The sequence below is a fragment of the Streptomyces sp. NBC_00299 genome (assembly GCF_036173045.1).
GTDB classification, from domain to species: Bacteria; Actinomycetota; Actinomycetes; order Streptomycetales; family Streptomycetaceae; genus Streptomyces; species Streptomyces machairae.
The window spans coordinates 5,057,474-5,078,530 of record NZ_CP108039.1; the positions used below are offsets into that span (position 1 = coordinate 5,057,474).

Consider the following 21,057-nt stretch of genomic DNA (forward strand, 5'->3'; position numbering starts at 1 on the left):
GGTGCCGGGCGCCCGCCCCTTCTTGTTGCCGTTCGCTCAGCCCGCGCTGAGCTTCGCGAGGTCGCCCAGCGGGAGCGTGTGCTGGGTCTGGAGGACCTTCGCGCGCAGGTAGCGGACGTTGTCCGGGGTGGCGAAGACGCCGGTCGGGACGCGGCCCTGGACCTTGATGCCGAGGGCGCGCAACTGGTCGGCCTTGTCGGGGTTGTTGGAGAGCAGGTCCAGTTCGTCGATGCCGAGGGCGATGAGCATCTGGGCGGCGGCCGTGTAGTCGCGGGCGTCCTCAGGGAGGCCGAGCGCGGCGTTCGCGGCGTAGGTGTCGAGGCCCTGGTCCTGGAGGGCGTACGCGTCGAGCTTGTTGTAGAGGCCGATGCCGCGGCCCTCCTGGCGCAGGTACAGCAGCACGCCGCCGCGCTCGGCGATGCGCTCGACGGCCTCGCGCAGCTGGGGGCCGCAGTCGCAGCGGGCCGAGCCGAAGACGTCGCCGGTCAGGCACTCGGAGTGCAGACGGACCAGGGGAGTGCTGCCGGGGGCGGGGTCGCCGAGGACGACGGCCACGTGTTCCAGGCCGTCGGTCAGGCCGTGGAAGGTGACGAGTTCGGCGTCGACGCCGTAGCCGTCCTGGAAGCGCAGCGGGACCCGGACGCGGGCGCGCTGGGTGGCGGCGGCGGTGAAGTCGGGCATGCGGGTTCTCCGGGTTCCGTGCGGGGGGCCAGCTGCTTCAGATTTGAAGCAGAACCTCGATACAGGACCCTATCCCATGCTTTAAATTTGAAGCAATGAGTTACTTGTGGCGTACGTCACGAACAGGGCTTGTTGGACCGCCGCCGCCACGGCACGTCGTCCGCGGTGGCGTGCGCGGTGTCGCCCTGGAAGCCCCCGGCCACCGCCGTGAAGATCTCCTCCAGCTGCCCGACCTGCTCCGGGGTCAGCCGGTCGAAGAGCAGCGCCCGTACGGTCTCCACATGGCCCGGGGCCGCCCGCTCCAGGACGCGCATCCCTTCCTCGGTCAGGGCCGCGATGCTGCCGCGCTTGTCCCAGCGGCAGTCCTCGCGCCGCACCAGCCCGTCCTTCTCCAGGCGCGTCACGGCGTACGTCAGCCGGCTGCGGGTGATCTTCAGGCCCTCCGCCAGGTCGGTCATGCGCAGCCGCCGCTCCGGAGCCTCGGACAGGGTGGCGAGGATGGAGTAATACAGATGGGGCATGCCGGCTTCCTGCTGGAGCTGCCGGTCCAGCGCGTCCTCCATGAGGGCGGCGGAGGCGATGTAGGCGCGCCAGGCGCGCTGCTCCTCGGGGGTGAGCCAGCGAGTCGTCATGCGACCAGTGTAGGTTTGTTTCAAACTTGAACCAAGCGGAGCGTGCCGATGCCGTCGTACCCCTACGTCCTGCTGTCCGCCGCGGTCTCGCTGGACGGCTACCTCGACGACACCAGCCCCGAGCGCCTGCTGCTCTCCAGCCCGGCGGACTTCGACCGGGTCGACGAGGTACGGGCGTCCGTGGACGCGATCCTGATCGGCGCCGGCACGATCCGCGCGGACAACCCGCGGCTGCTGGTGAACTCGGCCGAGCGGCGGGCCGCGCGGATGGCGGCCGGGAAACCGGAGTATCCGCTCAAGGTCACGGTCAGCGCGTCCGGCGAACTCGACCCGACGGCGAACTTCTGGCACACCGGCGGCGAGAAGATCGTCTACACGACGGAGAAGGGCGCGGAGCGCCTGCGCCGGGCGCCGGTCGCGGCGGACGTGGTCGCGCTCGGCGCCGACCTGGACTGGCGGCGCCTGCTGCGGCACCTGCGCGAGGTGCGCGGCGTCGAGCGGCTGATGGTCGAGGGGGGCGGCACCGTTCACACGCAGCTCCTTCAGCAGGGGCTGGCGGACGAGGTGCAGCTGGTGCTGGCGCCCCTGTTCGTGGGCGATCCGGACGCGCCCCGGCTGTTCGGACCCGGCGGCTACCAGGGCGGTCGGCTGCGGCTGGTCGAGACGCGGCAGATCGAGGACGTCGTGCTGATGCGCTACGAGCCGACGGCGCCCGGTGCGGGTGTCCTGCCGTCCGCCGCGGACCGGAGGTGGCTGGCGGCGGCCTGCGATCTGGCCGCGCAGTGCCCGCCGTCGGAGACGGCCTTCAGCGTCGGGGCGGTCGTGGTGGCGGCCGACGGCACGGAGCTGGCGCGGGGGTACTCGCGGGAGGGCGGTGATCCCGTGGTGCATGCGGAGGAGGCTGCGCTGGCGAAGATCGCGGCGGGGGATCCGCGGGTGACTTCCGCCACGGTCTACACGAGCCTGGAGCCCTGCACGCATCGGGCGTCCCGGCCGGTGCCCTGTGCGCGGCTGATCCTCGATGCGGGGGTGCGGCGGGTGGTGACGGCCTGGCGGGAGCCGGACACCTTCGTGGCGGGGGCCGACGGGAGCGGGCTGCTGGCGGGGGAGGGGGTGGATGTCGTGGTCCTGCCGGAATACGAGGGGCGGGCCAAGGCTCCGAACAGCCATCTGCTGCCCTGACCGTCCCGCCCGACGGGTGCGGAAAACACTGTTCAGGGCGGGGCCGGGGAAACGCGTGTGCATCTTGTCCTGCGGATGGCGTACTATTGAGTCATCGCCGCGGGGTGGAGCAGCTCGGTAGCTCGCTGGGCTCATAACCCAGAGGTCGCAGGTTCAAATCCTGTCCCCGCTACTGATGACTCAGGGCCGGAACTGATCAGTTCCGGCCCTGAGTGTTTTCCCCCGACCGCGCCGCTCGTCCGGTCGGCTCTCACCGCTCGCCCCGCGTTCCCGCATCGGCAACCCTGGTGAGGTGGAGCAACGGCGGATCTCGTACGCACGCCGGTTCGTCCGGCTGCTCCCCGCCCTGCTGATCGCGGCCGGAGGCGTGTACGACCACGTCACCCCGACGGATTTCACCGGCGCCCCTTTCTTTACCGCGGCACCCCTGGTCGCCGCCCCGCTCTATTCGCAACGCGGCACGGTGCTCACGGGCGTCGTGGCCGTCGCCGCACTGCTCGTGCTGCGTATCCCGCGCGGCGAGCTCGGCCGGGCCGAGGTGATCACGGAGCTGGTCACCGTGGTCACCGTCTCCGTCCTCGCCGTCCTCATCAACATCCTCGTCCGCCGCAGCGACGAACGCCTCGCCTCCGCCCGCGAGATCGCCGAGGCCGCCCAGCGCGCCGTACTGCCCCAGCCCGCCGAGCGGATCGGCGGATTCCAGATCGCGGCGCGGTACGAGGCGGCGCAGGAGGGCGCGTCCATCGGCGGCGACCTGTACGCCGTGCAGGACAGCCCGCACGGCCTGCGGGTCGTCGTGGGGGACGTACGCGGCAAGGGCATCGGGGCGGTGGGCGCGGTCGCCGTGGTCATCGGTGCCTTCCGGGAGGCCGCCGAGCAGGAGGCCACGCTGGAGGCGGTGGCACTGCGCCTGGAGCGGGCGCTGGCCCGCGAGCGCGACCGGCGCGAGTGGGCCGAGTCCGACGAGGGGTTCACCACCGTCGTACTCGCCGAACTTCCGCACGGCAGCGGGATCGTGCGCCTCGTCAACCGCGGGCATCCCTCGCCCCTGTTGCTGTACGCCGACGGCACCGTGCGCGCGCTGCCCGCCGCCGAGCCCGCACTGCCGCTCGGCATGCGGGACCTGGGCGTCTGGCCCGACCGGGCCCAGGAGGCCGAATGCCCGAGCGGGGCCACGCTGCTCCTGTACACCGACGGCCTGAGCGAGGCACGGGACGACAGCGACCGCTTCTACGACCCCGAGGTGGGACTCGCGGGGCGCGCCAACGCCCGCCGCGAGCCGGCCGCACTGCTCGGCGTCCTCGCGACGGATGTGCGACGGCACTCCGGGGGCGGGATGGCGGACGACATGGCCCTCATCGCCGTACGACGGCCGTGATGTCACCGGCCGTGACCGGGCGATCCCCCTCCGCATAACAACTGACATACCGTCAATACCCGTGTGACACCTGAGGTCTGGCCAACTCGCCCGATTTAGGCCGCTCATGACCCGTAAGTCCGGGCGAAAATCGTTAATGATCAAGTGGAACAGCTTGGAATCCGCACCCCGGGTCTATTAACGTTCGATAACGCAGCGCGGTCGTCCCAGCCGTCACAAGAGGCGGCTCCGTGCGCACGCGCCGAATCTCGAAAGGGAACCGGGGAACCACCACCTTGGGGTGAATCGCGCAAATACCACCGTGAACTCACGGGCGGTATACGCGCGTAGGAGACCTTCCTGCTCCGAACCCGTCAGCTAACCCGGTAGGCGAGAAGGAAGGAAAGGAGTACGCCCACGTGGCGTCCAACCGGCCTGCCCCGCAAGCCCCGTTCGTGCCGAGTCAGCGCAATACCGACACCTTCGGCTACGACCGCAACCGCACCGACGAGGGCCCCTTCGAGGAGTGGAACCCCACCGCGGAGTCCCTTCGTCCCGTACGCGGCAGGCATCGCGTCTCCAAGCAGCGCGGCGGGGGACTCGCCCGCAGCTCCACGGTTCTCGGCGTCGGTGTCATAGCCGCCGTCGGCGCGGGCGGCATGGCCAGCGCGAACAGCGGCAAGCCGCCGGTCGCCATCACCATGCCGGACCTGCCCCTGATCTCGGACGACTCCTCCGACCCCGCCGAGGACGCGGCCACCGCGCTCAGCACCATGGGCGAGACCTCCGAGGACACCGCGCAGGGCGGTTCCGACGCCGGTGAGGCGCTGCGGAGCCGGATCATCGCGCAGGCCGAGTTCCAGCAGGACCAGATCGACAGCAAGGCCGCCGCAGCCGCGGTCGCCGCCGCCGAGAAGGAGGCCGCCGACGCGGCCGCCAAGGCGGAGAAGGAAGCCAAGGCCAAGGCCGCCGCCGCGAAGGCCGAGGCCGAGGAGGAGGCCCGCAAGAAGGCCGAGGCCGAGCGCCTCGCCGAGCTGGCCAAGCAGTACACGCTGCCGACCTCCTCGTACACCCTCACCTCGACCTTCGGGCAGGCCGGCGCCTACTGGTCCTCCGGCTACCACACGGGCCTCGACTTCGCCGCTCCCTCGGGCACACTGATCAAGGCCGTGCACAGCGGCACGATCACGTTCGCCGGCTGGGACGGCTCGTACGGCTACAAGACAGAGCTCACCCTCGACGACGGCACCGAGGTCTGGTTCGCGCACCAGTCCTCGATCAGCGTGAGCGTCGGCCAGAAGGTCAACACCGGTGACGTCATCGGCCGCGTCGGCGCCACGGGCAACGTGACCGGCGCCCACCTGCACCTCGAGGTGCACCCCGGCGGCAGCTCCAGCGGTATCGACCCGCTGGCGTGGCTGCGCGGCAAGGGGCTCACGCCCTGAAGTCCTGACGGCCCGTGCGCCTGTTGAGGCTCGGCCACTTCTGAACCCCGGCTTCCTGCTCTGATCCCCGGCAGTCCTGACGGCGTCCCCCCGACGTCAGGGCTGCCGGTATCCGCAGCGCCGGGGTTCGCCTGTTTACGGGAACTTTGCGGCCCTTCCGGAAGATCGGCCTCCATCGCGGACGTTGATGTCGAGCATGACTTCTCTACGCAAGCTCGGCTCCTCCGACCTCGAGGTCTTCCCGCTCTGCCTCGGTGGCAACGTCTTCGGCTGGACCGCCGACGAGCCCCAGTCCTTCGCCGTCCTCGACGCGTACACCGAGGCGGGCGGCAACTTCATCGACACGGCCGACTCGTACTCGGCGTGGGTCGAGGGCAACGTGGGCGGCGAGTCCGAGACCGTCATCGGCAACTGGCTGAAGGCGCGCGGCAACCGGGCGGACATCGTGATCGCCACGAAGGTCAGCCAGCATCCCGACTTCCAGGGCCTCACCGCCGCCAACATCAAGGCGGCCGCGGACGCCTCCCTGCGCCGTCTCGGCACCGACCACATCGACCTGTACTACACCCACTTCGACAAGCCGGAAGTGCCGGTCGAGGAGATCGTCGGCGCGCTGGACGAGCTGGTGAAGGCGGGCAAGGTGCGCAACATCGCCGCCTCCAACATCTCGGCGACGCGGCTGGAGGCGTCCCTCGCCTTCTCCGACCGCGAAGGCCTGGCTCGCTACGTCGCCCTCCAGCCCCACTACAACCTGGTCTCCCGCGACACCTACGAGGGCGAACTCCAGAACCTCGCCGAACGGCAGGGCCTGGCGGCGGTCCCGTACTTCGCCCTGGCGGCCGGGTTCCTCACGGGCAAGTACCGCGCCGGTACGGCCGTGGACAGTCCCCGTGCCCAGGGCGCCGGCAAGCACGCGGAGACGGAGCGGGGCCGCAGGGTGCTGGCGGTGCTGGACGAGATCGCGTCCGCCCACGAGGTGCCCGTGGCCACGGTGGCCTTGTCCTGGCTCGCGGCCCAGCCGACGGTCACGGCCCCGATCGCCTCGGCACGGACGCCGGAGCAGCTCCCGGCGTTGCTGGGGGTGGCGGAGCTGACGTTGACGGAGGAGGAACTGGGGAGGCTCACGGCGGCGTCGGCCTGATCCTCCCGCCGCCCCACGGTCACGTCCGATAGGGGTTGTACGCGGGGTAGGGCGCCGCCGCCCCGTATCCCGCGTACCCGCTCCCGTACGGCTGCCAGTGACCGGGCGGCGCTCCGTACCCATGAGCCGGCGGCCAGACCCGCGCCGAGGCCACCGCGTGCTCCAGTGCCGGCCGTGCGACCTCCCGGCGTCGCCACAGCTCGTGCAGCAACTCGTGTTCCCGTACGACGAAGTCGGCGCCGGCCCGCCCGCGGCGCCCCCGGTGCCGTAGGAACGCCAACGACGTGGCGTAGGCCTCGTACTGCGCCACGGCTCGCGCCGCCGTCCGCCCGCCGTGGCGGCGCGCGTACTGCCGGGCCACCCGCCGGTCCCGCATCGAGCCCAGTGCGTACGGCTCGCTCGGCGACAGCCACCCGGTGACGACATAGGCGGGCAGCTCCTCGCGCACGGTCCTCAGCTCGCGCTGCCGGGTCCAGATGACCAGCCAGGTGAGCAGCCCGAACGTGGGCACCATGAAGGCCGCGTACACCGCGAAGAACCCGAACTCGCCGAAGGACGACGAGCCGTTCCACAGGGCGTGCATGCCCATGGCGAGCAGCAGCCCGGAGAGGGGGAGGAGGACGCGCCGCACGTGCTGCCGCTCACCGGAGAGTGCGGCGATGCCGAAGCCGATGCCGGTCAGGACGGTGAAGAGCGGGTGCGCGAAGGGCGACATGATCACGCGGACGAAGAAGGTCGCCGCGGTGACGGAGGCGATGCCGCGGTCGCCGGAGAGCTGGTCGGTACCGAAGGCCGTGCCGAGGTAGAGGATGTTCTCGGTGAAGGCGAAACCGGTGGCGGTGACGCCGGCTATCACCACGCCGTCGACGATGCCGGTGAAGTCCCGCCTGCGGAAGAGGAAGACCAGCAGGACGGCCGCGGCCTTCGCGATCTCCTCCACCACGGGCGCTATGACGGTCGCGCCGAGGGTGTCCGCGTGCGACGGATCGGCCGTCGCGGTCGCTATCCATCGGGTCGCGAAGCTGTTGGCGACGATCGCTATCAGCGCCGCCGCGCAGGCGCCCCAGGCGAAGGAGAACAGCAGATTGCGCCACGGGCCCGGCTCGACGCGATCCAGCCACCGGAACGCGGCGACCAGCAGCGGCACGGGCAGGACGGCCAGACCGAGCCCGACCAGGAATCCCTCGGTGCCGGTCTGCTCACGCACCAGCGCGAGGATGACCAGCCCGGAGAGCGCGAGCAGGGTGCTGAGCGCACCGTAACGCACCCATCGTTTCTGCCACCAGTGCGCGTGCCGCAGTGCGCCGCCGGTGGGACCGGTGGGGTGCGTCGGATACGGGGGGCAGGTGGCCACGGCATGGACCCTAACGAGGCAGGGGCGCCGCCCGCAGCAGCGCGAGGGGGGCTCGGGCGCCGGTGGGGTTTGCTGTCGATGGTCTGGTCGGTGCTGGTGCTGGTGCTGGTGCTGGTGGAGATGCTTGTGCTGGTGTCGGTGCTGTGCTTCCCGCTGCTCCTACCGCTGTACGCGGCGGAAGAGCAGGTCGTTCACCACATGACCCTTGTCCAGTCCCTGGCCCTCGAAACGGGTCAGCGGCCGGAACTCCGGACGGGGCGAGAAACCGCCGTCTGCCTGTGTGTTCTCGAAGTCGGGGTGCGCGGTCAGCACTTCGAGCATCTGTTCGGCGTACGGCTCCCAGTCGGTCGCGCAGTGCACCAGCGCGCCGGGCTTCAGCCGGGTCGCGGCGAGGCTGAGGAACTCCGGCTGGATCAGCCGCCGCTTGTGGTGCCGCTTCTTGGGCCAGGGGTCGGGGAAATAGACGCGCAGGCCGTTGAGCGAGTCCGGGGCGAGCATCTCGCGGAGCAGGATGATGGCGTCGCCGTTGCCGACGCGGACGTTGTTCAGCCCGTTGTGGTCGGCGAGGTTGAGGAGATTGCCCTGCCCCGGGGTGTGGACGTCGACGGCGAGGATGTTGGTGCCGGGGTCGGCGCCGGCCATCTGCCCGGTCGCCTCTCCCATCCCGAAGCCGATCTCCAGCACGACGGGGTTGTCGTTCCCGAACAGCTCGGCGAGGTCGACGACGCACTGCCCGTCGATATCGAGCCCCCACTTCGGCCACAGCCGCTGCAACGCGTCCGCCTGCCCCGCGGTCACCCTGCTCCGCCGCGGCTGAAAACTCCGGATCCGCCGCTCGAAATGCGACCCGGCGGGGTCGGCCTTCGGCCCGTCCGGGAACCGGGGCTCCCCCTTGGCCCGGGTGTGCCGAACGGAGACACCGGGATGATGACCGACGTGCTCGCCGGGGGCCTCGGACTGATGCGGGGCGCCGGGCTGCGGGGCTTCGGGGGCGTTGAGGGAGTCAGACACAGTGGGAACGATTTTACGGGGAGCCGGAGACGTTCCAGCCCGTCCGGTGTCTGAGGACGAGGCCCGTTCAGGGCCGAAGCGGGGGTCTGGGGGTTGGGGGCGGCAGTCCCAGGTACGGGACGGGTAGGGGCGGCGGGTTGGGACGGGGGCGAGATCACCCCGCCCCAGAACCGGCGGAGCGCCCCAGTACCGCCAACGCCCGCCGAGCCACTTCCCGCCCGATCGGCAGCGAAGCCGTCGCCGCAGGACTCGGCGCATTCAGCACATGCACGGCCCGATCCCCCTCCCGGATCAGGAAGTCGTCCACCAGCGCCCCGTCCCGCAGCACCGCCTGCGCCCGCACCCCCGCCGCAGCCGGGACCAGATCATCCGCAGTCACCGCGGGCAACAGCCTCCGCACCGCCTCCGTGAACGCCCCCCGCGACACGGACCGCCGCAGCTCCCCGGCCCCGTACCGCCAGTGCCGCCGCGCCATCCGCCACACCCCGGGCCACGCCACCGTCGCCCCGACCTCCCGCGGCCGGACGACCCCCCACCCGTAGCCCTCGCGGGCCAGCGCCGGCACCGCGTTGGGCCCGATGTGCACATCCCCGTCGATCCCGCGCGTGAGGTGCACCCCGAGGAACGGAAACGCCGGATCCGGCACCGGATACACCAGCCCCCGCACCAGCTCGGGCCGCGCCAGCGAGTAGTACTCCCCCCGGAACGGCACGATCTGCACGCCGGGCTCGTCCCCCGTCATCCGGGCCACCTCGTCGCAGTACAGCCCGGCGCAGTTCACCAGCACCCGCCCCCGCACGACGTCCCCGCGCGTGGTCCGCACGGCGACCCCGAGGTCCGCCCGCCGGTCGATGCGCTCGACCTGCGCGCCGTACCGGATCTCCGCCCCGGACGCCTCGGCCAGCTGCCGCGCGACCCCGACGAAGTCGCAGACGCCCGTCGTCCCGACGTGTATGGCCGCGAGCCCTCGCACCTCCGGCTCGTACTCGGCGATCTGCGCGACGCCCAGCTCCCGTACCGGAATGCCGTTCTCCCGGCCGCGCTGCACCAGTGCGTGCAGGCGCGGCAGCTCCGCCCGCTCGGTCGCGACGATCAGCTTGCCGGTGACGGCGTGCGCGACGCCGTACTCCGCGCAGAACTTGACCATCTCGGCGGCACCCCGCACCGCGTACCGCGCCTTCAGCGACCCCGGCCGGTAGTAGATCCCGCTGTGGATGACCCCGCTGTTGCGGCCCGTCTGGTGCCGGGCCGGACCCGGCTCCTTCTCCAGCACGGTCACCCGGGTCCCCGGCGCGGCACGCGTGATCGCGAACGCCGTGGCCAGCCCGACGATCCCACCGCCGACCACGAGCACGTCACAGTCGTAAGCGATCGTCCGCACCTGCTCCACCTCCCGGTTTCGATAATGCACTGCGCCACTGACAACGCACTCAAACCCGGGGGACCGACGCGGCCCGACCCGGATGCGGGGCTCGCGCACCTCGGCGTGGCGATTTCGAGGGGGAACCTTTGGCAAGGGCGGGAAATCCGGCCACCGACCAGCCGTGATTCAGCCACGGAGAGTTCATGCGCCGCTTCGACGATGCGGCAGTCATCCGGTCTGCCGCTTCGGTGCGATGCAGCGGCACTGAACGAAACGGCCCCGCCATGAGACGCCTCGCCACGAGACGCCCCGCCATGAGACGTGCATCCCAGAGAGGCACATCCGCGAGAGGCGCATCCATGAGAGGCACATCCATGAGATGCCTCCCCCCGGCCCTGGCCCTCGGCCTGGCCGCCCTTCTGGTCGCCACCCCGGCCGGCGCCGACACGGGCACCGCCAAGAACGCCGGCACCCGGGACAGCTACGGCACCAAGGCGACCTACACCCCCGGCCAGAACCCCCGCAGCTACCAACGGCCCCCCGCCGGCTTCACGCCCGTGTTCACGGAGAACGTCTCCCGGCACGGCTCTCGTTCCGGGAGCGACGGCGAGGACGCCGACCTGGTCCTCGCGGCCGGCTGCCTCCCCATCGCCGAGGGCAGCACCTTCTACAAGCTCGACGAACTGGAGCGCTGCTTCGGGCGCACGAACGGCGCGTCGTAACGCCTGCCGCCCGGACCGCACGGCGGCGCGGCGGCTCAGCCTTGCCGCGCCGCCGCGCACGCGCGCGTGCCGGAGATCCCCGTCTAGGCCGGCGCCATGAGCAGCGGCCGCGCCCGCTCCCGTAGCTCGACGACCCGCGGCTCGTCGCCGTACGGCTCCAGGCGGTGCAGCAGGTCCTTCACGTACTCGGTGGTACGCGCGGACGATATCCGCCCCGCGACCTCCACCGCCCGTACGCCCTGCTCGCACGCCGCGTCGAGATTGCCCGACTCCAGTTCGGCGACCGCCGAGACGACGAGCCGCAGTCCGTGCGAGCGCACGAACTCCTCCGTCGGCTTCGACAGCGCCTGTTCCGTGAACCGCCGTACCTGACGCGGTGCCTTCAGGTCCCGGTAGCACTCGGCGGCGTCCGCGGCGAACCGGTCGTAGGAGTAGAACCCGAGCCATGACGGGTCGTTGTCCCCCTCCCTGGACCGCTCCAGCCAGCCCTCCGACGCCTTCAGGGCCGCGCCGGCGGCCTGCGCGTCACTTGCGCGCGCGTGTGCGCGTGCCTCGACGAGGCGGAAGAAGCTCATGGTGCGGGCCGTGGCGAGCCCCCGGTTGCGTTCCAGCGCGGCCTGGGCCAGGTCGACGCCCTCGTCGCCGAAGCCCCGGTAGGTCGCCTGGAGAGACATCGACGCCAGGACGTACCCGCCGAGGGGCACGTCGGCGGCCGCGCGGGCGAGCCGCAGGGCCTGGATGTAGTACCGCTGGGCGGCCTCCTGCTGTCCGGTGTCGAAGGCCATCCACCCGGCGAGGCGGGTGAGTTCGGCACTCGCCCCGAACAGGGCACGGCCCACCTCGTCGGAGTACGAGCCGAGCAGCAGCGGCGCCGCCTCCACCCGTAAGCACTCGGGCACCATGGACGAACGCCAGTCGCCGCCTCCGTACTTGGAGTCCCAGCGTCTGGCGTCCTCGGCGGCCTCCCGTAGCTTCTGCACATCGCTGTGGCCGACTTTGAGCGGTGCGCCGGAGCTCTCGGACGGACTCACCTCGCGCGCCACCGAAGTGTCGGCCGGGGTTATCAGCCAACGTGAGGCGGGCGTTGCGTACGCGCTTACTGCGAAGGATCCGGCCAGCGACTGCCAGATGCCGCCGGTGCCGGCCCGGCGTCCGGCGAGATCGAGACGGTAGAGCTCCGTCGCCGACTTCACCGCCTGTCCGACGTCCCGGGGGAAGGCGAGGCCCACTTCGGGTGCGGGGTCCGCGTCCGCCAGGCCGATCTCGTGGAGCGGCACCGGGCGGCCCAGCTTCTGGCCGATCGCGGCGGCGATGAGATGCGGCGCGGCACCCTGCGGCACCATGCCCTTCGACACCCAGCGCGCCACCGATGTCTTGTCATAGCGAAGAGTCAGGCCCCGCTGAGCGCCAAGGTCGTTGACGCGTCGAGCGAGTCCTGCATTGCTGATTCCCGCGAGGGCGAGAACGGCGCCGAGTTTTTCGTTCGGCCCGCGTTGCTCCCTGGACATGCGCCACCCCTCGACACAGACGGCTGCCGCGCTGGCATAACCATGCGGCATTCGTAAACCCAGCGTAGTTCGCCGCATCCCAAGCGTTAAGGGGCATTCTTCCGGATGGCGGGATTGTGGTCCGTACTCAAGTGTGCACCCCCTACGCACAGTTGTGACGTGCTCCCGGTGTGTGGCTGTGCGCCCGTCCGTGCGCTCTTCTCCAGCCACCTGGGGAGCGGTTCCATGGCTTCTGCGTGGGTCGGCCCGCTGTACTGGATCCAGTGGGCTGGGGGATTCCGCCGCCTACATCCCCGCGGGCGGCGGAACGGTCCGGGGGGCGCACTCCGTTCCCCGGACTGCGCGCACGACGAGTACGCCGAGTAGTGCGCAGGACTTGCACGGAGCGTGCGCGAGCCTGTCCTTACGGCGCCGATTTGGCCGAAAAGCGACCCCGCCTCTCGCGGGTGATTACCGCTCCGACCACGGGAGTTGAGGGCGCGAAGGGCGTTTTTGGGGAGCGTATCGGGGGCGCATTCGCGTCGCAGGAGTTGTCCGGGAGTTGTCTCGGACGTCCTGCCAAGTCGCCCGATCGCCTTGCTCCGTCCGGGTGTTCGGGCTGGGGCCCGGCGCGTTCGTGGCGGCGCGGGGGCGCCCCTACGGGCGCAATTCCGCGATCTCGAGCGGCTCCGCCGCCGCTCCGGCGCGCCTCCTTCATGGCAGCATGGTGAACCGGTTCGTACGGTGCACTGGTTGTCCACAGCCTGTGGAGGCGGCGATGCGGTGGTTGGTGGGATGGAGCAGCACCACCGCGGTGGCCGCCGGGATGGGCTCCGCGGGGGCGACCGGGATGGGTTCCGCGGGTGCCACCGGAAGCGACGGCGAGACCGTGCACCCGGTCGGATCCCAGCTCCTGTGGGGCGACCCCGATCCCCTGTGGGCGGTCGGCGACTGGCGTCCCGACGAGGTGCGCGTGGTGAAGGCCGACCCACAGACTCGGATCGCGGTACTGGGCACCTGCGGGGCGAGTGACGAACAGCTGCGCCTCGGTCTGTTCGCCGCGCGCGGAGGGGCACTTCGGCACCTGACGGCCTGGTCCGGCAGCTACACGGCCGTCGTACAGGTCGGCCGCAGGGTCATGGTGTGCGGCGACCTGGCGGGCGCACGGCCGGTGTTCTACACCCCCTGGGCCGGCGGTACGGCCTATGCGACCGCCGCGCTCCCCCTCGCCGACCTCATCGAGGCCAACCTCGACTTCGGACACCTCGCCGCGCTGCTGGCCGCCCCGGACGTACCGGCGGCCCTGCACGACTCCACCCCGTACGACGGCGTGCGGCGCATTCCACCGGGGCATGCGCTGATCCTGCGCACCGGGGCGCGCGAGATCGCCGGGTACGAGCAGGTCGCCTCGCTGGCGGTGGCGGCGCCGACGGCCGACCCCGACAGCGCGGTCGACGCCGTGCGCGACGCCCTGGTGGAGGCGGTACGCGCGCGCCTGTCCGCGCCCCGCCACGTCCCCGGCGCCGACATAGACCCAGGACCGGTACCGGGGATGGGCCCGGCCGAGCGGCGTGCCGCGCGCGGGATGCCGGTTCCGGGCATCGGCGCCGACCTGTCCGGCGGCCCGGCCTCAGGCACCCTGGCGCTGCTGGCCGCCGGCCTGCCCGGCATGCCGGGCACGGTCCTGGGCCACGGCACGGGCGCGGGCGAACGCCTCCTGGCGGTCACCTTCAACGACCTCGCGGTCGGCGGCCGCGAGGCCGAGCTGGAACGCGCGGGGACGCTGGCGGCCAACCCACGCCTGCACCACGTGGTGGTCGCCGGCGGCGAGGAGACACTGCCGTACGCCGACCTGGACGGCCCGCTGACGGACGAGCCCGGCCCGAGCCTGGTGACGGCCGCGCGGCACCGCGCGCGCCTCGCCTCCGGCAGCGCCGACCACTTCACCGGCTACGGCGCCCGCCAGGTCCTGGACGCCCACCCGGCCCGCCTCGCGGACCTCCTGATGGACCGCAAGCGGCGCCACCTGGTCCGTCCGGTCGCGGCGCTGGCGAAGGCGGACGGCTCGGTGCTGGTCCCCGCGCGCGTGTACGGCGCGGCGCGCAAGCTCGCCCGCACGCCGTACCGCACGGGCGTGGAGACCCTGGCCGCCCGTTTGATGGACCGCCGCTTCGACGAACCCGGAGGTGCCGTAGGGGCATCGCTCGCCGCGCTCACCTGGGCCAGACCGGGCCCGGCGGCACGCTGGCTGACCGGCGAGGCCCTGGCTGAAGTATCGGTTCGCCTGCAAGCGGCGACGAGCCGCAACGGCGTGGGCCCCGGCCAACGCCCCGGCGACTACCGCGCGCGTGCGGCACTGGCCCGCCACTCGGCCGACCTGCGCGTCCTGGAACAAGCCGCCGAGATCCGCTTCCAACGCCTGCACGCCCCGTTCCTCGACAACCAGGTCGTCCGCGCCTGCCGGGCCCTCCCGGAGGCCCTGCGCGTCCAGCCCGGCGCCCGCGCAGCGATCCTGCGTACGGTCCTGGAGGGCGCCGGAGTGGCCGACCTCCCACCCGGCTGGGGCGCCCCGTCCCACGCGTCGGCGGCCGTGGCCGCAAGGACGGGCCTACGGGTCTCGGCCGACTCCCTGATGACCCTGTTCGGCACCCCTCTACTGGCCCAGGCGGGCCTGGTGGAGGCCCGAGTGGTCCGCAAGGCCCTCCGCGCCGCCGCCGAGGGCGAGCCACTACCCCTGGACGGCCTGGCGGACCTGGTCTCCCTGGAGCTATGGCTACGCCGCCTGCTGGCCCGCCGAGGCACCTGCTGGACGGGAACACCGGCCCGGCAACGGGCGGTACCGGAGGGGATCAAGCCGCAGCGGGGGGCGTTGGGGGCGGGGGCGGGAGTTCGGCCGGTTTAGGGGCGAGGGTGTGGGGGGCGAGGGCGCGTGGCGGAGCCCCTGGAGGACGGGACGGGACGGGTAGGGGCGGCGGGGGGCGAGGACTCACCCGCGCGCACCGAAGGGACCACCGCACCCACGACACCCGCCACAAGCCAAACCCACGCCCCCACCACCCACCCCGGGGACAATGACCCGGTGCGGTACAGAATCCTGGGCGTCACCCAGGCCGAGGACGACCAGGGCACCGTCGTACCCGTGGGCGGCCCCCGCCTCCGAGCCCTCCTGACGGCCCTCGCCCTCCGCCCCGGCCGCGTAACCACCCCCGACACCCTGATCGACGAGGTCTGGGCCGACGACCCGCCCCAGGACGCCCCCGCCGCCCTCCAGGCCCTGATCGCCCGCCTGCGCCGCACCCTCGGCAAGGACACCGTCACCTCCGCGCCCGGCGGTTACCGGCTCACGGCGACGCAGGACGTCGTGGACCTCTTCGACTTCGAACGCCTCGTACACCAGGGCACCTCCGCCCTGACCGACGGCGACCCGTCCACCGCCGCCCAGACCCTCGGCAGCGCCCTCGCCCTGTGGCGCGGCCCGGCCCTTGCCGACCTCCCGGACCGCGGCACTGCCGCCAGCCGCACGGAGGCGCTGCGCGTGGAGGCGACCCGCGCGCGTCTCGAGGCGGACCTGCGACTGGGCCGGGGCCTGCACGCGATACCCGACCTGAAGGAACTGACCGCGGCGCACCCGTACGACGAACCGCTGCACGCCCTCCTCATCCGCGCCCTGCGTGACACGGGCCGCCCCGCTGACGCCCTCGCGGCATACGAAACCGCCCGCCGCTCCCTGGCCGACGGCCTCGGCACCGACCCCGGCCCGGAACTCCGCGCCCTGCACACCGAACTGTTGACGCGGGCGACTCCTGAACTGAGGGCGAGCCCCCAGCCGCAACCCACCCCCCACATAGCCTCCCCACAACCCCCACCCCCACCCCCAATCCGCCCTCCCGAACGCACCAGCAACCTCCGCCCCCGCCTCACCTCTTTCGTGGGCCGGGAACTCGAACTCGACTCCATCCGTTCCGAATTGCACAGGGCCCGACTGGTCACACTCACCGGACCGGGCGGCTCTGGAAAGACCCGCCTCGCCGAGGAAGCCGCCGCCGGCCTCCCCCAGGCATGGCTCGTCGAGCTCGCCCCGCTCGACCGGCCGGAGGCGGTGCCCGGCGCGGTGGTCAACGCGCTCGGGCTGCGCGAGACCGTGCTCATGACCAACGAGCTCACGGCCCAGCAGGACGACCCGGTCGCCCTGCTGATCGAGTACTGCGCCCCGCGCAGCCAACTCCTGATCCTTGACAACTGCGAACATGTCATCGGCGAAGCCGCCACCCTCGCCGAGACCCTCCTCACCCGCTGCCCGGGCCTCACGATCCTCGCCACCAGCCGTGAACCCATGGGCGTTCCCGGCGAGTTGGTCCGTCCGATCGAACCCCTGCTCCCCGACCAGGCGCACCGCCTCTTCGCGGAGCGCGCCGCGGCCGTCCGCCCCGACGCCGAGGCCGTGCTGCGCGACCGGCGCGACCAGGAGGCCGTCGCGGAGATCTGCCGTCGCCTCGACGGACTGCCCCTCGCCATCGAGCTGGCGGCGGCCCGGCTACGGCTGCTCAGTCCCCGCCAGATCGCCGACCGCCTCGACGACCGCTTCCGCCTCCTCACCTCCGGAAGCCGTACGGTCCTGCCCCGCCAGCAGACCCTGCGCGCCGTCGTCGACTGGTCCTGGGAGCTGCTCGACGAGCGGGAGCGGACGGTACTGCGCGAGGTGTCCGTCTTCGCGGGCGGCTGGGACCTGGAGGCGGCGGAAGCCGTGTGCACCGGCCCGGTCGCGGACCTCATCGGCGCACTGGTCGACAAGTCCCTGATCGTGGCCACCCCGTGCGAGCGGGCCGGCTCCGGCGGCATGCGGTACCGCATGCTGGAGACCATCCACGAGTACGCAGTCGAGCGCGCCGCCGAGCTCCCCGAGCTACGCCTCGCGGCCGAGCGCCGGCACCGCGCGTGGGTGCGCGCCCTCGTGCAGAAGGCCGACCCGCTGCTGCGGTCCGCCGGTCAACTCCCGTGGGTCTCCCGCCTGGAGACCGAACTGGACAACATCCGCGCGGCCCTCGACCACGCCCTCACAGCAGGCGACGAACCGGATGCCACAGCCATCGCCCTCGCCATGAGCTGGTTCTGGTGGCTGCGCAACTACCGCGTCGAGGGCGCGGCCTGGGTCGAACGGATTCTGCGCCTGTCCGCGACCCTGGACGCCTCAGTCCCGGGCGCACCTCCAACGACCCCTCCAGTTCCCCCTCCAGCTGCCCCTCCGGTTCCCCCTCCAGCCGCCCCGCCCGCTGCCCGTCCCACCACTCCCACCGCCGCCCCGCTGGACGCCCTCCTCACCGCCCCGGTCGAACAGGCGCACCACCCGAGGCACGTGCCACGGATGAGCCTGCGCATGCTGCATCTGTTCCTCGCCATCGAGTTCGAACCGGTGGAGCACTGGCAGGACGAGCGACGCAGGCGGTACATCGAGCGTGTGCAGGCCCACTTCGCGCGGGGCGGCCCGGAGGCGGCCCGCATCCCGGGCATGGTCTGGCCGTTGACCCACTACATCCTGGACGACACGGCGAACACCCGTCCCGTCATGGATGCCTCGCTGGCCAACTGCCGGACGTACGGCGGTGACTGGGAGGTCGGCTGCATCCTGATGTTCCGCACGCACATGCTCGTCGACTCACAGGGCGGCCTGGCCTACGTCGACGACGACCTCGCGGCGCTGCGGATCCTCAGCCGACGGGTCGGCGACCGCTGGATGCGGGCCCAGGTGTGCAGCGCGGCAGGCGAGACGGCCACGGTGCGCGGTCGCTTCGAGGAGGCCAGGGGCGAGTACGAGGAGGCGCTGCGCCTGGCCCACGAGGTGGGTGCGTACACCGAGACCCCTGGCCTCATCGCCCGGCTGGCCGAGATCGCCTACCGCTCGGGTGACCGTACGGCCGCGTTGACGTTGCTGGACGAGGCCGGCGCCGTGGCCGACCGATACGGCGTGGCGGACTCACGGGCGTTCGTCCTGCTGATGCGCGCCCAGATCGCCCTGGACGACAAGGACACCGCCCGTGCGCGCGAGATGTGCGAGGCGGCACGCGTGCAAACCGAGCGCGCCACACCACCGCCCCAGTTCGTTGTGGGTCTGAACGCGGTCGACGCCATGACGGTGACGGCGGAGTCGGGCCCGGAGCATGGTCTGCCGCGGCTGGTCGACGCTCTGCGCCTGGCCGTGGAGAAGCGCTGTGCCAACCAGATCACGGAAACTCTCACGGACGCCGCCGCGGACCTGCTGACCCGCCTCGGTGACCACCCGCGCGCGGTCCGGCTGCTCGCCGCCTCGGAGCACTGGCGCCGCGGCAATCCACGCCTCATGCCCGAGCGCGCGCACGCCGAGCGGGCCGAGACCACCGCCCGCACCGCCCTGGGCGCTGACCGCTTCACCGCCGAGTACACCCGGGGCGCCGCCCTCACCCACGACGACGTCCTGTTCGACCTCGACCGGGCCGTACGCGGCCTCCAGTTCCCTGCAGAGCAGGCGCCGTAAGCCAAGCTCAGAACCTCCAGCGGAACGCCCCTACACGCAGCTGAACTTCGACTCCGCCCAGTCCGCCGGCAGCAGGGTGTCGAAGGTGCCGTGCGGCTCGACCACCAGCCGGACGGTCTCCCGCCCGGCGAGGTTCACATGGACGGGCACGGCCGGGTCCCCGCCCTCGATCACTGCGGACCGCCACAACCGGACGCCGTCGGCGTACACCGAGAAAGTGAACTTGCCCAGCCCCAGAGTCGAGTCGTCGACGCCTGCCATCGCCGTGTAGGCGGAGCACTCCCGGTTGAGGTCGATGGTGACGGAGGACCGGCCGTGCACGGTGACGCCGTTCGCGTACCGCTCGTCGCCGATCGACACGCCGTGCCGCTGCCACACCCAGCTGCTCTCACCGATCCGCATCTCGGGTTCGGTGCCGTCGCCGGTGATGTCGTACGACAGCTCGCTCCACTGGTAGTCGACAGGCGCGGGCGGGGGCGGCGGAGTGGGTGTCGGCGTCGGTGTGGGTGTCGGAGTCGGCGTCGGGGAGGGCGTGGGCGTCGGGCTGGGCGTGGGGGTGGGTGGCGAGGCCGGTGTCGGGGTCGCCTCGGGATGGTCGGCCGGGACGATCGCCGGCGATTGCGGGGCGGGCTCCTTCTCCGAAGGCTCCGTCCGCTGCGGCGGCTTGGGCGTCGGTGTCTCCTCGACGATGGGGGAGGGCACCGGGGGTTGCTTGGCGTCCTGCCTGTCGGCAGGCGTCTCGTTGCCGGCGAGCGCGAGCACGATCGCCGCCACCACGCCCACGGCGACCACACCCGCCGCGATCCCGGCCTTCACCGGCGCGCCCAGTCCTTCGGAGGCCGCAGCACCGCCCCCGGAACTCGCCCCGCCGGACGAACCGCCGCCCGCCGCGGAGGCAGCCCCAGCCGCGCCGGCCGCACCCGCCCCTGCGCCACCGGCGATGAGCCCGGCCGCCTTGGCGTACCCGGCGGCGCCGAACCAGCCGATGACCGCGACCGGCACGACGGCCGGGATACCACCGGCGACTTCCTTGATCTGGCCCGCGGCCAGACGGCACTTGGCGCACTCCTCCAGGTGCTTGCGCATGCCCCGCTCGGCGCGGGTGCGCAGGCTGCCGCGGGCGTAGGCGCCGAGCCGGTCGGCATGGCGGGCGCACTCCTCGTCGCTGGCGAGGCTGGCGCTGACGTGAGCTTGGAGGTAGGCCTGCTTGAGCCCCTCGCGGGCGCGGCTGGCGAGCACGCGCGTGCCGTTGGCATCGAGCCCGAAGAGCGTGGCGACCTCGCTCGGCGACTCGTCCTCCACCTCGGTGTGCCACAGCACGGCCTGCCAGCGCTCCGGCAGCGACCGGAAGGCCTGCATGGCCATGGACTGCTCGGCCTCGTGCATCGCCCGCACGTCCGCGCCCAGGTCGAGCGTGTCGTCGTCGGACACCTCGGCGACCCGCGTGGACTGAGCGGCGAACACCGCGAAGTCGTCGACCAGTTGCTCCCGCCGCACCGACTTCGTCCAGTCCGCGGCGGCACGCCGGATCGAGGTGAGCAGATAGGCGCGCACGGCGTGTTCGGGGCCGGATCCTCGGCGTACGGCCTGGAGCATGCGGGCGAACACCTCGGCGGTGAGGTCGTCCGCGGTGTGGGCGTCGCGACAGCACGTGCGCGCGTACCGGCGCACCGCTCCCGCGTGGCGCCGGTACAGCTCCTCATAGGCGGTGTCGTCACCGGAGCGCATCCGACCGATCAGGTCGGCGTCCGACGGTGGCAGTTCGCGCGCCGGCAGGTCGGACGGCAGCTCGCGCGGCGGAGGCAGCACGCTGTCCTCACGCCGGTCGCGCTGGGCCGGGACGCTGCCTTCCGCGCGGGCCTGTGGACGCCCCTCCACGGGGTCGCTGCCCGGCGGGAGGTCCGCCCGTCCGCCCTGATTCGGCACCTGCGGAGTCGCCGAGTCACCGTCACCGCGTGACTCGTCCCACCCGTCAACGCTCATCGCGGAAAGCCCCCGCCGCCAGCTCTACCAGTCCTGGACACCGGGTCAGGGTGCCATATTGGCTTTTGGTCAGGACCCACGCGTACGGACATCCACCCGTCCGTGGGGACTTACCGCGACGCATCAATGGCCCTCGCCCCTACGGGGAAGACGCAACGCAACCAGCGCTCACCACAGTGGTGTTCGAGGCG

14 protein-coding genes, 1 tRNA gene and 1 riboswitch are annotated in these 21,057 nt (G+C 72.2%); of the genes, 8 read left to right on the forward strand and 7 right to left on the reverse strand.

Translation table 11 applies throughout. The features are described from left to right. Positions 1 to 36 precede the first annotated feature (36 nt). Together OHT51_RS22385 and OHT51_RS22390 are read right to left on the reverse strand one after the other, a co-directional pair. A complete protein-coding gene (locus OHT51_RS22385; protein WP_328880698.1) occupies positions 37 to 681 on the reverse strand; it encodes a GTP cyclohydrolase II in 645 nt (214 codons plus the stop codon). A 116-nt stretch (positions 682 to 797) separates the two neighbouring features. Next, positions 798 to 1,313: a MarR family winged helix-turn-helix transcriptional regulator gene (locus tag OHT51_RS22390; RefSeq protein WP_328880699.1), complete on the reverse strand. Its 516-nt coding sequence runs from the start codon at positions 1,311 to 1,313 to the stop codon at positions 798 to 800. A gap of 48 nt (positions 1,314 to 1,361) precedes the next feature. On the opposite strand from OHT51_RS22390, the gene OHT51_RS22395 reads away from it, so the two are divergent. The 5 genes from OHT51_RS22395 to OHT51_RS22415 all read left to right on the forward strand — a co-directional run bounded on the left by OHT51_RS22395 (position 1,362) and on the right by OHT51_RS22415 (position 6,438). After that, positions 1,362 to 2,495, forward strand: coding sequence for a dihydrofolate reductase family protein (locus OHT51_RS22395; protein WP_328880700.1), 1,134 nt, complete (start codon positions 1,362 to 1,364; stop codon positions 2,493 to 2,495). Between the two features lie 98 nt (positions 2,496 to 2,593). Further along, positions 2,594 to 2,667 (forward strand) — tRNA-Met (locus OHT51_RS22400). 102 nt (positions 2,668 to 2,769) lie between these two features. Further along, entirely contained in the window at positions 2,770 to 3,873 is a 1,104-nt protein-coding gene (locus OHT51_RS22405) for a PP2C family protein-serine/threonine phosphatase (protein ID WP_443052722.1), read from the forward strand. A gap of 229 nt (positions 3,874 to 4,102) precedes the next feature. Further along, a riboswitch (cyclic di-AMP (ydaO/yuaA leader) is annotated at positions 4,103 to 4,260 on the forward strand. A gap of 11 nt (positions 4,261 to 4,271) precedes the next feature. After that, positions 4,272 to 5,297, forward strand: coding sequence for a M23 family metallopeptidase (locus tag OHT51_RS22410; protein ID WP_328880702.1), 1,026 nt, complete (start codon positions 4,272 to 4,274; stop codon positions 5,295 to 5,297). A 196-nt stretch (positions 5,298 to 5,493) separates the two neighbouring features. Next, on the forward strand, positions 5,494 to 6,438 hold the full coding sequence (locus OHT51_RS22415; RefSeq protein WP_328880703.1) for an aldo/keto reductase: 945 nt from the start codon (positions 5,494 to 5,496) through the stop codon (positions 6,436 to 6,438). Between the two features lie 19 nt (positions 6,439 to 6,457). Here the strand turns inward: OHT51_RS22415 and OHT51_RS22420 are convergent, their stop codons facing one another. From OHT51_RS22420 to lhgO, 3 genes are all read right to left on the reverse strand, one after another. Beyond that, complete coding sequence (locus OHT51_RS22420; protein ID WP_328880704.1) at positions 6,458 to 7,792, reverse strand: PrsW family intramembrane metalloprotease; 1,335 nt, start codon at positions 7,790 to 7,792, stop codon at positions 6,458 to 6,460. Positions 7,793 to 7,951: 159 nt separating this feature from the next. Then, a complete protein-coding gene (trmB, locus tag OHT51_RS22425) occupies positions 7,952 to 8,803 on the reverse strand; it encodes a tRNA (guanosine(46)-N7)-methyltransferase TrmB (protein ID WP_328880705.1) in 852 nt (283 codons plus the stop codon). A gap of 154 nt (positions 8,804 to 8,957) precedes the next feature. Beyond that, complete coding sequence (gene lhgO, locus OHT51_RS22430; RefSeq protein WP_328880706.1) at positions 8,958 to 10,184, reverse strand: L-2-hydroxyglutarate oxidase; 1,227 nt, start codon at positions 10,182 to 10,184, stop codon at positions 8,958 to 8,960. A gap of 356 nt (positions 10,185 to 10,540) precedes the next feature. Between lhgO and OHT51_RS22435 the strand changes: the two genes are divergently transcribed. Beyond that, positions 10,541 to 10,888, forward strand: a complete 348-nt coding sequence (locus OHT51_RS22435; protein ID WP_328880707.1) for a hypothetical protein — start codon at positions 10,541 to 10,543, stop codon at positions 10,886 to 10,888. Positions 10,889 to 10,971: 83 nt separating this feature from the next. On the opposite strand, the gene OHT51_RS22440 is transcribed toward OHT51_RS22435, so the two are convergent. Continuing rightward, positions 10,972 to 12,396 (reverse strand): MFS transporter, encoded by a 1,425-nt coding sequence (locus OHT51_RS22440; protein WP_328880708.1) that lies wholly within the window; start codon positions 12,394 to 12,396, stop codon positions 10,972 to 10,974. A 757-nt stretch (positions 12,397 to 13,153) separates the two neighbouring features. Here OHT51_RS22440 and OHT51_RS22445 point away from each other — a divergent pair. Then, a complete protein-coding gene (locus OHT51_RS22445; protein ID WP_328880709.1) occupies positions 13,154 to 15,277 on the forward strand; it encodes an asparagine synthase-related protein in 2,124 nt (707 codons plus the stop codon). Between the two features lie 177 nt (positions 15,278 to 15,454). Beyond that, entirely contained in the window at positions 15,455 to 18,883 is a 3,429-nt protein-coding gene (locus tag OHT51_RS22450; protein ID WP_328880710.1) for a BTAD domain-containing putative transcriptional regulator, read from the forward strand. 30 nt (positions 18,884 to 18,913) lie between these two features. On the opposite strand, the gene OHT51_RS22455 is transcribed toward OHT51_RS22450, so the two are convergent. Beyond that, positions 18,914 to 20,866 (reverse strand): sigma-70 family RNA polymerase sigma factor, encoded by a 1,953-nt coding sequence (locus OHT51_RS22455; protein WP_328880711.1) that lies wholly within the window; start codon positions 20,864 to 20,866, stop codon positions 18,914 to 18,916. Positions 20,867 to 21,057: the final 191 nt, after the last annotated feature.

Bases quoted from the DNA above. Each gene is read 5' to 3' on its own strand.
- OHT51_RS22385 (WP_328880698.1), bottom strand. From the start codon at position 681: ATGCCCGACTTCACCGCCGCCGCCACCCAGCGCGCCCGCGTCCGGGTC.
- OHT51_RS22390 (WP_328880699.1), bottom strand. From the start codon at position 1,313: ATGACGACTCGCTGGCTCACCCCCGAGGAGCAGCGCGCCTGGCGCGCC.
- OHT51_RS22395 (WP_328880700.1), top strand. From the start codon at position 1,362: ATGCCGTCGTACCCCTACGTCCTGCTGTCCGCCGCGGTCTCGCTGGAC.
- OHT51_RS22415 (WP_328880703.1), top strand. From the start codon at position 5,494: ATGACTTCTCTACGCAAGCTCGGCTCCTCCGACCTCGAGGTCTTCCCG.
- OHT51_RS22435 (WP_328880707.1), top strand. From the start codon at position 10,541: ATGAGATGCCTCCCCCCGGCCCTGGCCCTCGGCCTGGCCGCCCTTCTG.
- OHT51_RS22440 (WP_328880708.1), bottom strand. From the start codon at position 12,396: ATGTCCAGGGAGCAACGCGGGCCGAACGAAAAACTCGGCGCCGTTCTC.
- OHT51_RS22445 (WP_328880709.1), top strand. From the start codon at position 13,154: ATGCGGTGGTTGGTGGGATGGAGCAGCACCACCGCGGTGGCCGCCGGG.
- OHT51_RS22455 (WP_328880711.1), bottom strand. From the start codon at position 20,866: ATGAGCGTTGACGGGTGGGACGAGTCACGCGGTGACGGTGACTCGGCG.